Origin of the sequence: Aquisalimonas sp. (genome assembly GCF_007120195.1) — a bacterium.
Taxonomy (GTDB): domain Bacteria; phylum Pseudomonadota; class Gammaproteobacteria; order Nitrococcales; family Aquisalimonadaceae; genus Aquisalimonas.
Genome location: NZ_SKOG01000073.1, coordinates 13,881 through 28,840, shown reverse-complemented (window position 1 = coordinate 28,840; position 14,960 = coordinate 13,881). Strand labels below are relative to the sequence as shown.

Sequence of the window (14,960 nt, the reverse complement as noted above, 5' to 3'; positions counted from 1 at the left end):
CGTGGTTGGTGTGGTCGCTCACTGCGCCGCCCGCTGTTGCCGCCCATCGCCGAGAAACTCCCGCAGGATCCGGGCCGTATGCGAGCTGTCCTTGGCGGCCACGTCCTCGGGCACGCCCCGGGCCACCACCCGGCCACCGTGCGCGCCCCCTTCCGGCCCCATATCGATGAGCCAGTCCGCCTCGGCGATGAGGTCCAGGTTGTGCTCGATGAGCACCACCGTATTGCCGGCGTCGACCAGGCGATGGAGCACGTGGATGAGCTTTTCCACATCCGCCATGTGCAGCCCTACCGTGGGCTCGTCCAGCACGTAGACGGTGTGCGGCTGCTGGCGGCCCTTGCCGTCAACGCGGGCCTTGGCCAGTTCCGTGACCAGCTTGATGCGCTGTGCCTCGCCGCCGGACAGCGTCGGGCTTTGTTGGCCGAGGGTCAGATAGCCAAGCCCGACGGCCTGCAGCAGCTCCAAGGCGTGGTGTATTTTCGGGTGGGCGGCGAAGCCATCGGCCGCCTCATCCACGCTCATGCGCAGCACATCGCCGATGGAGCGCTTGCGGTAGGTGACGGCCAGGGTCTCCGGCGTGAAGCGTCGGCCGTGGCAGAGCTCGCAGGGCACGGTGACGTCGGGCAGGAAGTTCATTTCCACGCGTTTGATCCCCTGCCCGTCGCAGCCGGGGCAGCGGCCGTCCTTGGTGTTGAAGGAGAAACGGCCCGGGCCGTAGCCGCGCAGCCGCGCTTCTTCGGTGCCCGCGTACAGACGGCGGATGTCGTCCCAAAAGCCGATATAGGTGGCGGGGCAGGACCGGGGTGTCTTGCCGATGGGGGTCTGGTCGACTTCCAGAACGCGGTCGACGTGGTGGGCGCCGATGATGGCCTCGCAGCCCTTCAGGGTCGGTGCCGGATCGCCGCGGCGCCGGCCGGTTTGCCGCTTGAGGCCAGCGTGCAGAACGCCCCGAACCAGGGAGGACTTGCCACTGCCGGAGACGCCGGTGACGCAGACCAGGCGCTGCAGCGGGAAGTCCACGTCCGCGCCGGCCAGGTTGTGCAGGCGGGGCTGCTGTACAGTCAGTGTCGCTGCGGCCGGAAAGCCGCGCCGGGAACCCCGCAACGGATGCTTGAGTGGCTTGGACAGTGCGCGGCCGGTGACCGAGTCGGGATGCTTCAGGAGCGCCTCCACAGTCCCCTCGGCCACCACGCGTCCGCCATTCACGCCGGCGCCGGGCCCCAGGTCGATGACATGCTCAGCGCGGCGGATGGTGTCCTCGTCGTGCTCCACCAGCACGATGGTGTTGCCTTTGCCTTCCAGTCGCTGGAGGGTATCCAGCAGCATGCGGTTGTCCCGCGGATGCAGCCCGATGGTGGGCTCGTCCAGGACGTAGCACACGCCCTGGAGATTGGAGCCCAGCTGCGCGGCCAGGCGGATGCGTTGGGCTTCGCCGCCGGAGAGGGTGGGCGCGGCCCGGTCCAGGGCCAGATAGCCGAGCCCCAGCTGCTGGAGAAACGCCAGCCGGCTACGCAGCTCTGGCAGGATATCCCGGGCGATGGCGGCCTCGCGGCCCTCCAGGGCCAGCCCTTCGGCCCACTGGGCCGCGGCGGTTACGGCGCGTTGAGACAGCGTTGCGATGGACTGCCCCCGGAAGCGCATGGCCAGGGCCACGGGGTTGAGCCGATGACCTTGGCAGTCGGGGCAGGTCACCGGCTCCTCCTCGCCGTTGCGCCAGGCGCGCTCCTCACCGCTTTGCTCGGCGTCGAACCCGGCCAGGAGTTGGCCGGTGCCGTAGCAGGCCGGGCACCAGCCGTGCTTGGAGTTATAGGAGAACAGCCGCGGGTCCGGTTCCTCGAAACTGCGCCCGCAGCCGGGGCACGCGCGCGTGCTGGAGAAGACCACGTCGGCGTCGCCGTCCGCGGCCAGCTTGAGCGTGTGAGTGCCGTGCTCCAGGGCGTGTTCCACCGCCGTGCGTAGGGTCGATTCTGCGGCCGGGTTCACGCTGAGCGTGGCCACGGGTAGCTCGATATCGTGTTCGCGGAAGCGGTCCAGCCGCGGCCAGTCGGCCGTGGACAGGTAGTCGCCGTCCACCCGCAGGTGGCCGAAGCCCTTGTTGGCGGCCCACTTGGCCAGGTCGGTGTAGACGCCTTTGCGGGCGACGATCAACGGTGCCAGCAGCGTGATCTCACGGCCGCGGTAATGCCCCACGATCCGGGCGCAGATGGCCTCGGGCGTCTGCGCCTCGATGGCCCGGTCGCAGTCCGGGCAGTGCTGGGTGCCCAGTTTCACATACAGCAGGCGCAGGAAGTGGTGCACCTCGGTCAGCGTGGCCACGGTGCTCTTGCGTCCGCCGCGGCTGGTGCGCTGCTCGATGGCCACCGTTGGCGGGATGCCAAAGATGGCCTCCACGTCGGGACGGCTGGCGGGCTGGACGATCTGCCGGGCGTAGGCGTTCAGGGATTCCAGGTAGCGGCGCTGGCCCTCGTTGAAGAGGATGTCGAATGCCACCGTGCTCTTGCCGGAGCCGGACAGCCCGGTGATCACCGTCAGCCGGTTGCGGGGAATGCGGATGTCCACGTTCTTGAGATTGTGCTCCCGCGCGTGGTGGATGGTGATCGCGTCGGGCAGCCGGTACGCCGGCGGCGCCTCGGCCACCGCCGGCAGGGCCGCCGCAGGCATTACCGCCCCGTGCTCGCGGCTGGTCAGAGCCCGGCCCGTGTGGCTATCCGCGACCGCCATCACGTGTTCCGGCGTGCCGCTCGCGACCAGGGTGCCGCCGGCGTCGCCGCCCTCTGGTCCCAGGTCGATGAGCCAGTCCGATGTTGCGATGACGTCCAGGTTGTGCTCGATGACCACCAGGGAGTGGCCGCCATCCAGGAGGCGTTCAAAGGCCCGCAGCAGCACCGCCACGTCATGGAAATGCAGCCCCGTCGTGGGCTCGTCGAACAGGAACAGGGTGCGGCCCCCGCCCTTGCGCCGCCGCGCGGCCTCGCCCAGGTGGGCGGCCAGCTTCACCCGCTGGGCCTCGCCGCCGGAGAGGGTCGGCACGGGCTGTCCGAGCTTGAGGTAACCCAGCCCGACGGCCTCCAGCGGCTCCAGGCGGTTCAGGATCTCCCGGTTGTCGGCGAAGAAACGCGTGGCCTCGGTGACCGTGAGTTCCAGGGCGCCGGCGATCGAGCGGGGCGCGTCATCCTCATGGCCGGGCGCCGGCGGCAGCTTGACCGCCAGCACCTCGTCGCGGTAGCGGCGTCCGTCGCAGTCCGGGCAGCGGATGTAGACATCGCTCAGGAATTGCATCTCCACGTGCTCGAAGCCGTTACCGCCGCAGGTGGGGCAGCGGCCGGCGCCGCCGTTGAAGCTGAACGTGCCCGATTTGTAGCCCCGTTGCCGGGCGAGGGGCTCCGCGGCATAGGCCTTGCGGATCGGCTCGAAGGCGCCCACATAGCTGGCCGGGTTGGAGCGGGTGGTCTTGCCGATGGGGGACTGGTCCACCAGGGCCACGTCGTCGATCTGGGTGTCGCCGCTGAGGATCTCGACCTGGACGGCTGCAGTTGGCGGGCGGCCCTTGCGCTTGGCCAGGGCGTTGTGGAGCACGTCGGTGACCAGGGTGGACTTGCCGGAGCCCGAGACGCCGGTCACGCACACCAGTCGCCCCAGCGGGATGTCCACGTCAAGCCCCTGCAGGTTGTGCTGCGTGGCGCCGCGCAGGCGCAGCCATTGCGTGGGAGTACCGCGACGGGACTGCGGGCGTGCCGCAGCCACGGTGCGCCGGCCCGCCAGGTAGTCGCCGGTGAGCGAGCCGGCGGTGGCGGCCACGGCGTCCGGGGTGTCGAAGCAGACCACCTCGCCGCCGCGCTCCCCGGGGCCGGGGCCAATATCGAGAATGCGGTCCGCCGCGCGCATGACGTCGGGGTCGTGCTCGACCACCAGCAACGAATTGCCGGCATCGCGCAGCCGTTGCATGACCTCGATGATGCGGCCCATGTCCCGCGGATGCAGGCCGATGCTGGGTTCATCGAGGACGAACAGCGTGTTGACCAGGGAGGTGCCCAGGGCGGTGGTGAGATTGAGGCGCTGGACCTCGCCGCCCGAGAGGGTGCGTGATTGGCGGTCCAGGGTGAGATAGCCCAGGCCTACCTGGTTGAGATAGCGCAGCCGCGTGCCGATGGCCTCCAGCAGCAGTGCCGCGGCTTCGTCCAGGGGCGTGGGCAGGTGGACGGCCGCGAAGAAGGCCTGCAACCGGGCCAGGGGCAGGAGCAGCATGTCCCGCAGGTTCAGCCCGGGCAGGCCAAGCATGGTCTCATGGTCCAGTCGCGAATCCCGCGGTCGGGCGCGTTGTTCGCGCCGCATCACCTGGTCCACCTCGTCATGGCCGCCCACGCGCCAGAGCAAGGGCTCGGGCTTCAGGCGGGCACCGTCGCAGTCCGGGCAACGGTCATAACTGCGGTAGCGCGAGAGCAGTACCCGCATGTGCATCTTGTAGCTCTTGGATTCCACCCAGTCGAAATACCGGCGAACGCCGTACCAGCAGTCCCTATTCCAGCCGCCTTCGCCCTCGATCACCCAATCCCGGTCTTCCTGAGGCAGGTCCTTCCAGGGCACGTCCGTGGCCACGCCCCGGCGTCGGGCGTAACGCATGAGATCCTGCTGGCACTCTGCCGAGCGGCCGGACTGCCAGGGGCGGATCACACCCTCGGCGAGGGTGCGGCTCTGGTCGGGGATGACCAGGTCGTAGTCGATGCCCATGACGCGACCGAAGCCGCGGCACGTTTCGCAGGCGCCCACCGGCGAGTTGAAGGAGAACAGGCTCGGAGACGGATCCTGATAGTGGATATCGCAGTCGGCGCAGTGAAAATCCTCGGAGAAGCGCCAGGGTGCTAAAGGTGCGCGGTCGTCGTCGAGCGGGTGCACGGCGACGCTGCCGCGGCCCAGGTGCAGTCCCGCCTCCAGGGCATCCACCAGGCGGTCACGGCGATCGGCAGCGAGGCGGACCCGGTCCACCACCACCTCGACGTAGCGATCGTTGACCCCGTGGAAGCGCGTGTAGCCCTGGCGCTCCAGCAGGCCCTGCAGCTCCCCCGGCGTGAGCCCTTGGGGAACGGCCACGGTTGCCACGACCATGGCGCGCTGCCCCTGCGTCCGGGCCAGCAGCCGCGCGGCAATGCTCTCCGCGTCGTCGCGCTGCACCCGGTGCCCGCAGCCGCCGCAGTAGAGCTGTGCGGTACGCGCAAACAGGAGTTTCAGGTGATCGTTGAGCTCGGTCATGGTGCCCACGGTGGAGCGGGACGTGCGCACGGGGTTGTTCTGGTCGATGGCGATGGCCGGGGGAATGCCGTCGATGGAGTCCACAGCGGGCTTGTCCATGCGGTCCAGGAATTGCCGTGCGTAGGGCGAGAACGTCTCCACGTAGCGGCGCTGGCCCTCGGAGTACACCGTGTCGAAGGCCAGCGAGGATTTACCAGAGCCGGACACGCCGGTCACCACCACAAGCTCGCCCAGCGGCAGGTCCAGATCGAGATTGCGGAGATTATTCTGGCGGGCGCCCTTGATGCGGATCACCTCGCGGGACATGCGCGCTGTGCCTCTGCCGGAGTGAAGCGGCAGTATAACGGCTCAGTGCCCAGCGGGCACGGCCCGTCCGCGCCCTCCTGCCGTGCCTCAGCCGATCACAGTCACCGGGCATTCCGCGCCGTGCAGCACCCGCTGGCTGACGCTGCCCAGCAGCACACCCTGGACGCGCCCCAGGCCCCGCCGCCCGATGATTACTTCGGCGGTCCCCAGGGACTGCACGTACTCCGTCACCGCTCGCGCGGGTAGGCCCTCCCGGCGGATCTCCACAATCCGTGGCATCTCCACCGGCGAGTCGGCGATCGCCGCGCGCGCCGTCGCAAACGCCTCATTGGCGCTGAGCCGCGCCATGTCCCCCAGCTCTTGGCGCGATAACGGAGCAGCGTTGGTGAGCGAGATAGTGCTGTTGAGGCTCGGGTCCAGCGACCCGAGTCCCGGGAAGGCGTGCAGCAGATGCAGCGCCGCGCCGGTGTGGCGCGCCAGGGAGGCCGCGTGCACCACGGCACTGTGCGCGGCCTCAGAGCCGTCCACCGGCACCACCAGTGGCGCTGGCTTGCCGTCCCGTGTCTCGCCCGCCTCCCGTCCGGCGGTGACCACGGTGACCGGCTGAGGCACCCGGAGGATCACCCGCTCGCTGACACTGCCCAGGAATAATTCGCGCACGCGTCCGATGCCGCGACGGCCCATCACCACCTGCACCTCGTGGCCATCACCAACGAATGCCGCAATGGCCTCCGAAGGCTCACCGTCGAGGACATGCTCGGTAATCGAACTGTCGGCGGGCAGATAACTTCGCGCATGCTGGAAGGCCCGGCGGGCGCTGCCATTGCGCAGCGTCTCGAATGTCTCCGCGGTCATGCGCTCGGCGCTGGCGTGCCGCGGGGTGCGGCCAAGGGTCTCCATGACCCGCTTGATCGAGCCCGGGAAGGCGTGCACCAAATGGAGATCCGCGGTAAGGGCCTGGGCGAGCCGCGCTGCATATCGCGCCGCCGCGCCGGCGTGGTCGGAGCCGTCCACGGGTACGATGATATCCTTCGGTGTTATGTCCATGGGTTGCCCTCCGACGGCGCGTGCGTCGATGGCACGCTGGCGCCTCCAGTTTGCAGCATAGTTCAGCATGGCGGTGCCATGCGTCCATTGATGCAGATCAAGCCTGGCGGCCTGGATGGGTCATGTCGCGGTTGCCAATGCTGCTATTCTCAATGGTACAGGTGCGATACAGCATGGATCCGTCACAGGCCGTCGCGGGGGAGTTTGAATTTATGGCCAACAACCAACGCATCATTCTGGCAGCACGTCCGGAGGGCATGCCGGATGAATCCCACCTGAAGCTCGAGTCTGCCCCCATGCCGGAGCCGGCGGACGGAGAGGTCCTGCTGCGCACCATTTACCTGTCCCTGGACCCCTACATGCGCGGCCGCATGAGCGCCTCCAAGTCCTACGCCCAGTCGGTGGAGGTCGGGAGCGTCATGGAGGGCGGTACTGTCTGCGAGGTGGAAGAATCCCACCATCCGGACTGGCAGCAGGGTGAACTGGTGCTCGCCCACACCGGCTGGCAGGCCTACGCCGCCGTGAACCCAAAGGGCCTGAAGCGGCTGAATCCGGACGAGGCACCGATCTCCACCGCCGTGGGCGTCCTGGGTATGCCCGGCTTTACGGCCTATGCGGGGCTCTTGGAACACGGCCGGCCGCAGAAGGGGGAGACGGTCGCCGTGTCCGCCGCCAGCGGCGCGGTGGGGCAGGTGGTCGGTCAACTGTCCAGGCTGTGGGGTTGCCGCGCGGTGGGAATCGCGGGCGGGCCGGAGAAGTGCAGGTTCGTCACCGACGAATTGGGGTTCGACGCCTGTGTGGATCACCGTTCCGCGAGCTTTGAACAGGACCTCGCCGCGGCCTGTCCCGACGGCATCGATGTGTACTGGGAGAACGTGGGCGGCAAGGTGCAGGCGGCGGCGATGCCGCTGCTGAATGAATTCGCCCGGATTCCGGTGTGCGGCATCATCGCCCACTACAACGAGGCCGATGCGCCGGCAGGCGCGGATAGGCTGCCCGGTTTCATGCGCCACATTCTCACCAAGCGGTTGACGATCCGCGGTTTTATCCAGTTCGACCACGCCGACCGGCGCAAGGAATTCTTCAAGAATGTCGCGCCGCTGGTGCGCGACGGCAAGCTGAAACACCGCGAGGATATCGTCCAGGGGCTGGAGAACGCCGTCTCCGCATTCCAGGGGCTACTGAGCGGCAAGAATTTCGGCAAGCTGCTGGTCCAGGTCAGCGAGGATCCTAGCCGCCCTTGAGCGTCATGTGTTCGGCGCGGGCTTGCCCCCACGCCGAACACCACGGCGTGCATGAGTGGCTCCGGCTGTATTCCGGCAGCCGCCGGTGCGGCGTCGGCCGCCTGACTGCGGATCGGCAACGATCACCGCGGTCCCGCCGGTCCGCTGCTACCAGGTGCCGGCGTTCTCCATGGACGCCCAGGGTTGGCGCTCCGGCAGAGGGTCGCCTTGCTGGAGCAGCTCGATGGAGATGCCGTCCGGCGAACGGATGAAGGCCATGCGCCCGTCCCGGGGTGGGCGGTTGATGGTGACGCCGGCGTCCATCAGCGACTGGCACAGCGCGTAGATGTCCTTGACGCGGTAGGCCAGGTGGCCGAAATTGCGCCCGCCGGTGTACTCCTCCGGATCCCAGTTCCAGGTGAGCTCAAGCATGGGCGCCCGATCACGGCGCGCCCGCTCTTCGTCCTCTGGCGCGGCGAGGAACACCAGCGTGAACCGCCCCGCCTCCACCTCCCTGCGGCTGACCTCGACCATTCCGAGCCGGTTGCAGTAAAACTCCAGCGATTCGTCAAGGTCGCTGATGCGGACCATGGTGTGCAGGTATTGCATGGCGTGTGTCCTGTCTCAGTGTAGTGTCATGGAATTCGGCATGTCGCACAGGGTCCGGGGCGCCTAGTAGACGCCGGCACGACCGCTGCGCAGCCCCGTGAAGATGACGATACCTGCAGCCACCAGGGTCAGACCACCCAGGCCGATCATCGTGTACTGCAGGCCGACCCAGTCACTCGCGCTACCCACCCCCAGGACCACGGCGGCCATGGTCAGATAGGCCAGCACGTAGAAGCTGGAGACCACCTCACCGCGCCGGTCCGCCGGGGCTTCGCGGCTGATGGTCGCCACCGCGCCCATGGCCGTGACACCGGCGCCGAACGCCGTGCTAATCGTGCCCAGGGCGAACACCCACGGCGAGGTCAGCACAATGCCGGTGACACAGACGGCCATTCCCGTCGCCAGGATGATGGGTCCGGCCAACAACAGCTGCTGCGGATGGTGTCGTCGGGCGGTGAACTGACCAATACCGGCGACGAACTGAAAGGCGGCGGCGTACAGACCGGCCAGGGCGCGATCGCCGATGCCCACCAGCTCCGCCGCCAGGGAGGGGCCCAGGGCAGCGTACAGGCTGCCTGCAGACCAGGACAGGCACATGGCGGCGCCGGCGAAGGCGAAACTGCCCAGAATATTCCGCGGTACGCTCAACCGGGTTGGGCGCCACTGACGCAACCGGAAATCGGGTTGGCGTCGCCCCACGTGGCGTGGCCAGCGAACCGTTGCGAGCAGGACGATGGCCCCCAGCGCCAGGCAGACGACCACTAGGAACGGGGCTGTCAGTGGCCAGTAGCCCAAATGCAGCGCCCCGGAGCTGAGTAGCGGTCCAGTGGTGGCGCCGGCGGTCAGCGTCAGGGCCGAAATGACAGCCGAGCGTGCCCAGTTGTTGTCGGGATCCATCTCGACCAGCGCGGCCGTGGCGGTGCCGGTGACCACGCCCGTACCAATTCCGGTGAGCAAGCGTCCCGCGGCCAGCCAGTAAATATTGGGCGCGAATGCGAATATGACGCCGGCCGCCGCGATACACAGTAACCCGGGCACGAGCACCTCGCGGCGCCCGGCTACGTCAGACAAGGCGCCGATGGCCGGCAGGGTGGCGACGACGCCGAGCACGTACACAGCAAATACCGCCGTGAGCGCTGACGAGGAGAATCCCCACTCGGCTTGCCAGACCGCATACATCGGGGTCGGCACGTTACTGGCGAAGATCGCCGTGAAAATCGCCAGGACAGCGGCCGCGCCCGCCAGCCACGGCCGGGACCCCGGCTTCTGGCTCATGGGTTGCTTCGCCGCTCGTCCGGGTGCAGATCGCTCTGATCGGGCAGAATCGGATCGTAGCCGTGATCCCGCAGCGCCGTAATGATTTCACGGGTGTGATCCGCGCCCAGGGTCTCCAGGATGGTTTCCACCTCCACCGACCGCAGGGGCAGATCCGTGAACTGGCGTTGATGGGCGATCTGAATCACGCCGGCGTTATGGTCTGCCAATATCCGCGTTAGGTCCGCCAGGGCACCCGGTACATCGGGCACCCCCACGCGCACACGCACCACCCGCTCCGTGCGAACCAGCCCCCGCTGAATGACAGACGACAGCGGCAGCAGATCGATGTTGCCGCCGCAGAGCACGATGCCGATGCGCCGACCCCGAAACCGCTCGGGGTGGGCCAGCACGGCTGCCAGGCCCGCCGCTCCGGCACCTTCGACGACGGTCTTCTCAATTTCGAGCAGGAGCAATATCGCCTGCTCCAGGTGCCATTCGTCCACCAGCACAATGTCCGAGACCAGGTCCCGGACCAGCGGCAGCGTGCGCTTTCCCGGCACCTTCACGGCGATGCCCTCAGCGATGGTGGGCGGACCCGTAACAATGGGCTCACCGGCGAGCGCCTGCTTCATTGCCGGGAAGCGCGTCGTCTGGACCCCGATCACTTCGGTCCCCGGTGAGACGGCCCGGGCGGCCACCGCCATGCCACCGATCAGCCCGCCGCCGCCGATAGGCACGACCAGGGTATCCAGCTGCGGTACGGTTGCCAGCATTTCCAGCGCAACCGTGCCCTGACCGGCGATGACGTGGTCATCGTCATAGGGGTGCACGAACACATAGCGGTGTTCCGCCGCGAGCCGCTCGGCGAAGGCACCGGCTTCGGCCACCCCGGCGCCTTGTAGCCAAACATCCGCGCCGAAGCGGCGGGTGTTTTCGACCTTCATGTTCGGGGTGTGCCGCGGCATGACGATGGTGGCGTGAATGCCCAGGCGGCTGGCGTGGTAGGCAACGGCTTGAGCGTGATTACCGGCGGACATGGCGATGACGCCACGCTGGCGCTCGTCTGTCGTCAGTGCCAGCAAGCGGTTCAGGGCGCCCCGTTCTTTGAAGGCTGCTGTGAACTGGTGGTTCTCGAACTTGAAATACAGTTCGGCATCGGTCATGGACGATAGCGTCCGCGACAGCTCACAGCGCGTGCACTGCACATTGCCGCGAATGTTGTCCGCGGCGCGGCGGATTGTGTCGATGGTGACTGCCATGGGTTACCCCGCCGTACCTGTCTCGGCTGCCTGCACGGCGCGTGGGCGCCCCTGCTTGTCCATGGCGACGTAGGTGAATACGCCGTCCGTGACCAGTAGCCGGTCCCGTTGGGCGCCGCCGCGCAGGACCCAGGCCTGAACGTCCACGGTAATGGATGTCCGCCCGATGCGTTTGAGGCTGGCATAACAGCACAGCACATCGCCAACGTAGACGGGTAGGTGGAATTTCATGGATTCCACGGCTACTGTGGTCACCCGGCTGCGGGCATGATCCACCGCCAGTAGGCTCCCGCCCACGTCCATCTGCGAGAGCAGCCAGCCACCAAAGATGTCCCCCGACGGGTTCGTGTCGGCCGGCATCGCCAGCGTTCGCAACATCAAGTCTCCGGTGGGGGCGTCGCTGGACATGGTGGGCTCCCGTTGCTGGCTCCGAGGTCCCGCGGTCGGGGACCGCGCTCGTTCTGAGCCATTGTAGCTGAGAGCAACGCGTCTTGGAGAGGAAAGCCCGCGCTCCCGGGAGCGGTTGCCTCTTGCGTGACGACTCCGGGTTGGTAACCCTGAGCATACATTGCGTTTGGCCAAGGATTGTCCACATGCGCTTTCGATTCCGACTCGTCCATGCTGTGCTGATGCTGCTGCTTGTCGCCCTTGGTGGCTGCGCTACGGTCGAGCGCGTACAGCCGGCGCCGGAACTGCTGGACCAGGTTGAATTCCCGTTTACACGTGGCGTCCCCGTCGACACCCAGCGCCCGCCGTTATATACGGAGGGGCTGCGCGACGAGGAAATCAATACCGTGCAGCTGCATCGCGATCGCATCCGTGGCGTGGTCAATATCACCTCCCTGAGCGCGTACCGGACCCGCTTCGGCCGAGCCTTCCCGGACGCCGGCACCGGCAGTGGCTTCATCATCGACCAGCGCGGCACAGTGGTGACCAATCACCACGTGGTGCAACGCGGTCAACGTCTGGTCGTCACGCTCTATGACGGCAGCCATTACCGCGCCGCGGTCATCGGCTCGGATCCGGAGCTTGATCTGGCGGTGCTGCGTTTCGACCCACAAGGGCGGGAGTTGACCACGTTAACGCCGGGGGACAGCGACAGATTGCAGGTCGGCCAGCACGTGTTTGCGCTGGGCAATCCGTTCGGATTGGAGGGCTCGCTGACCGCCGGTGTGGTGTCGGCCCTTAACCGGCCCGTTCAGACCGCCTCCGGGTTTATTATGCGGGATCTGGTGCAAACGGACGCCGCGATCAACCCCGGGAACTCCGGTGGGCCACTTTTGAATACGCGCGGCAAAGTCGTGGCCGTCAATTCCATGATGATCTCACCGCTGCCGGGCAGCGTGGGTATTGGTCTGGCCATACCCGTGAATGCGGTGGACCGCATCGTGTCGCAGATCCTCCAGGGGGGTCGCGTCTCCCGCGGCTGGATCGATATCCAGGGACTGGCGCTGACACCCCGGCTGGCCGCGGCGACCAATGTCCCGGTCCAGCGGGGGATTCTCATCACACGGGTCGCGTCGGGCAGTCATGCCGCCGACGCCGGGCTGCAGGGCGGTGACGAGCAGCGGCGAATCCGCTACGGGGCGCACCGGATTCCGGTTGGGGGTGATGTGTTGTTGGCGATCAACGGCCAGCGCATCGGCAGCGTCGCCGAGCTTTTGGCGAGCCTTGAATCCACCCGGCCCGGGGACCGCGCGACGTTGACCTTGCTTCGTGACGGGGAGCGCAGCGATGTCGCAGTGACGCTGAGCGCCCGTCAATCCGAGCGGTCGCAATGAGCACAAACCGCCTGCAACCACACAAGGAGGCACCATGACAAACCAGGACACGTCGCCATTCCATCGGCTGGGGGGTCGCACGCGGCCTGCGCTGCTCGGCCTGGCCGCTCTCGCTGCGGTGTTTGTTGTGGCAGCCTGGGGGATGCAGCAGCAGTCCGAGACCCCGCCACCGGCGGGGCTGCTGGATGAGGACGAGGAACTCCCCGAGGATATCCCGGAGTTGCCAGCGGATATCACCTATGGGGAGCGCCAGGACATTCTGCCGCCCATGGTCTCGATCCAGCCGGAGACGGCGACGCAACTGCAGGGTGCGTTCGCGACGCTTGACTATGACTGGCCGCCGAACGACACGGTGCCCGCCCTGGCTGTGCGCGCCTTTCCGCCCCTCGGGGAGCTGTCGGTCGATGAACGCAAGTCCGTGTTCTTTCGCACCCTGCTACCGCTGATCGTAGCCGAGAATCAGATCATGCTGAAGACGCGCGAGCGCCTGGGTGAGATTTTTGCCGGCGGTGAGATCGAGCCCAATTCGCGCGAGGACCGTTTGCTGCAGACCGTGGCCGCGCGTTTCCGCGTGGCGGGCGATTCCAACAGCACGGCCTTCCGCGAGGAACTGCTGCGCCGCGTGGATGCCGTCCCGGCGGACATGGCGTTGGCGCAGGCGGCGAACGAGAGCGGCTGGGGCCAGTCGCGGTTCACCCGCGAGGCCAATAACCTGTTCGGCGTGTGGACATGGCATGAGGATCGCGGGCTGGTCCCGGAACGCCGCGTCGCCGGTGCCACGCACTTCGTGCGCGTGTTCCCGGATCTGCGCGCGTCCGTGCGTAACTATCTGTATACCATCAACGTGGGTGATGCGTACGCCGGGCTGCGAGAGAGCCGCGAGCAAGGCCGGGCGGAAGGCGTAGGGTTGTCAGGGGCGCGGCTGGCGGCGGGCTTACACCGGTATTCCGAGCGTGGTGAGGCCTACGTTGAGGAAATTCGCTCGATGATCCGGGTCAATGATCTGGAAGGCCTGGATGGTCTGCAGCTGACGCCCGTGGATGCGCGGCGACTTTTGGACGCTGCCGACTGGACCGCAGACTTGCAACAGTGATGGACACAGACTTCCCGGGAGTTCGATTGACGCGAAGCGGGAGAAACCACCGAGTCATGCCGCACCGATGCCGTCGTTCCCGGTACGTGCCTCTTGTGTTCCTGTCGGCCTTTGGCCTGGCGTGGCTGAGTGGGTGCGACGGCGCGAGTCCGGATGAGCCATCCGGCGGCGCTCACAACCGGTCCACGCCGGTGGCCGCCGTGGAACTGGAACCGCGGGACCTCTCACGGACTCTATCTGTCTCGGCCACGGTTGAGCCAAAGGTGCGCATTCGGCTTGCCAGCCGGACGCACGGCACCCTGGATGCGGTTGTGCCGGAGGTGGGCGATGCCGTGCAGGCGGGGGATGTGCTGGCGCGCCTTGATGTCTCGGAAGAGCGGGCGGAGCTGGACCGGGCTCGCGCCCAGGAAGAGGATGCACGCCGGCAATACCAGCGCACGCGGGAGTTGCGTGGGCAGGGGATCGCCAGTGCCGCCGAGCTCCAGCGTGACGAGGCGGCGGTGCTGGTTGGCGAGAGCGAGCGACGCCTGTGGAAGAGTCGCTTGGCATTCGGTCGTGTGGAGGCGCCCCGGGACGCCGTGGTGACCGGGCGCTACGTGGAGCCCGGCGAGGCCGTGGATGCCCGGCAGACCTTGTTCGAGTTGGTGGCCATGGATGCGCTGGTGATGCGTCCCGGCGTCTCGGAGCTGGACGTGGTCCACTTGACCGAGGGAACGCCGGTGCCCATCCGCCTTGATGCCCTGCCGGATGACCCCATGGTCGGCGAGGTGCGCCGGGTGTTCCCGATGGCAGCGAGGGACACTCGCCTCGTTACCGTGGAAGTGGCGTTGCCCCGGGATGCCGCTGAGCGCGGCGTGCGCCCCGGTTTTCTCGGCCGCATCCGTATGGCGATCGACCAGCGCGCCGATGTGCTGGCGGTGCCCGCCGATGCCGTCGGTGAACGCAATGGCAGCCCGTTCGTGTACATGATCGAGGCGGATCATTTGGTCGCCCGCGCCGTTGAGCCTGGGGTTACCCGCGGGCAGTGGACGGAGATTCGCGATGGACTGCAAGCGGGCGATATCGTCCTTGCCAGTAATCCCGGTGAGCTGCAGGATGGGGACGCCGTGCGGATTGTGATGTGGCGCAGTTGAACGGG

At 67.5% G+C, this 14,960-nt stretch carries 10 protein-coding genes; 4 read left to right on the top strand and 6 right to left on the bottom strand.

Annotation, left to right across the window (positions count from 1 at the left end; translation table 11 throughout):
- Positions 1 to 18: 18 nt before the first annotated feature.
- Positions 19 to 5,553 carry an excinuclease ABC subunit UvrA gene (uvrA, locus tag QZT63_RS06240; protein WP_290649507.1) on the bottom strand — a complete coding sequence of 1,845 codons (5,535 nt, stop codon included), beginning with the start codon at positions 5,551 to 5,553 and terminating at the stop codon, positions 19 to 21.
- A gap of 87 nt (positions 5,554 to 5,640) precedes the next feature.
- The gene (locus tag QZT63_RS06235) at positions 5,641 to 6,600 is read right to left on the bottom strand and encodes a universal stress protein (RefSeq protein WP_290649505.1); all 960 of its coding nucleotides are present in this window, start codon (positions 6,598 to 6,600) and stop codon (positions 5,641 to 5,643) included.
- A 212-nt stretch (positions 6,601 to 6,812) separates the two neighbouring features.
- Here QZT63_RS06235 and QZT63_RS06230 point away from each other — a divergent pair, with 212 nt between their 5' ends.
- A complete protein-coding gene (locus QZT63_RS06230; RefSeq protein WP_290649503.1) occupies positions 6,813 to 7,844 on the top strand; it encodes an NADP-dependent oxidoreductase in 1,032 nt (343 codons plus the stop codon).
- Positions 7,845 to 7,991: 147 nt separating this feature from the next.
- On the opposite strand, the gene QZT63_RS06225 is transcribed toward QZT63_RS06230, so the two are convergent.
- The 4 genes from QZT63_RS06225 to QZT63_RS06210 form a co-directional block, all read right to left on the bottom strand.
- Positions 7,992 to 8,432, bottom strand: coding sequence for a VOC family protein (locus QZT63_RS06225; protein ID WP_290649502.1), 441 nt, complete (start codon positions 8,430 to 8,432; stop codon positions 7,992 to 7,994).
- Positions 8,433 to 8,495: 63 nt separating this feature from the next.
- Positions 8,496 to 9,707, bottom strand: a complete 1,212-nt coding sequence (locus QZT63_RS06220; RefSeq protein ID WP_290649500.1) for an MFS transporter — start codon at positions 9,705 to 9,707, stop codon at positions 8,496 to 8,498.
- Positions 9,704 to 10,948: a threonine ammonia-lyase gene (locus QZT63_RS06215; RefSeq protein WP_290649498.1), complete on the bottom strand. Its 1,245-nt coding sequence runs from the start codon at positions 10,946 to 10,948 to the stop codon at positions 9,704 to 9,706. The genes QZT63_RS06220 and QZT63_RS06215 overlap by 4 nt, the downstream gene beginning before the upstream one ends.
- 3 nt (positions 10,949 to 10,951) lie before the next feature.
- Positions 10,952 to 11,356: an acyl-CoA thioesterase gene (locus QZT63_RS06210; RefSeq protein WP_290649496.1), complete on the bottom strand. Its 405-nt coding sequence runs from the start codon at positions 11,354 to 11,356 to the stop codon at positions 10,952 to 10,954.
- Between the two features lie 185 nt (positions 11,357 to 11,541).
- On the opposite strand from QZT63_RS06210, the gene QZT63_RS06205 reads away from it, so the two are divergent.
- The 3 genes from QZT63_RS06205 to QZT63_RS06195 all read left to right on the top strand — a co-directional run bounded on the left by QZT63_RS06205 (position 11,542) and on the right by QZT63_RS06195 (position 14,955).
- Entirely contained in the window at positions 11,542 to 12,729 is a 1,188-nt protein-coding gene (locus tag QZT63_RS06205) for a trypsin-like peptidase domain-containing protein (RefSeq protein ID WP_290649494.1), read from the top strand.
- Between the two features lie 34 nt (positions 12,730 to 12,763).
- Positions 12,764 to 13,822: a glucosaminidase domain-containing protein gene (locus QZT63_RS06200; RefSeq protein WP_290649492.1), complete on the top strand. Its 1,059-nt coding sequence runs from the start codon at positions 12,764 to 12,766 to the stop codon at positions 13,820 to 13,822.
- Between the two features lie 200 nt (positions 13,823 to 14,022).
- Positions 14,023 to 14,955, top strand: a complete 933-nt coding sequence (locus QZT63_RS06195; RefSeq protein WP_290649491.1) for an efflux RND transporter periplasmic adaptor subunit — start codon at positions 14,023 to 14,025, stop codon at positions 14,953 to 14,955.
- The last annotated feature ends 5 nt before the right edge of the window (positions 14,956 to 14,960 follow it).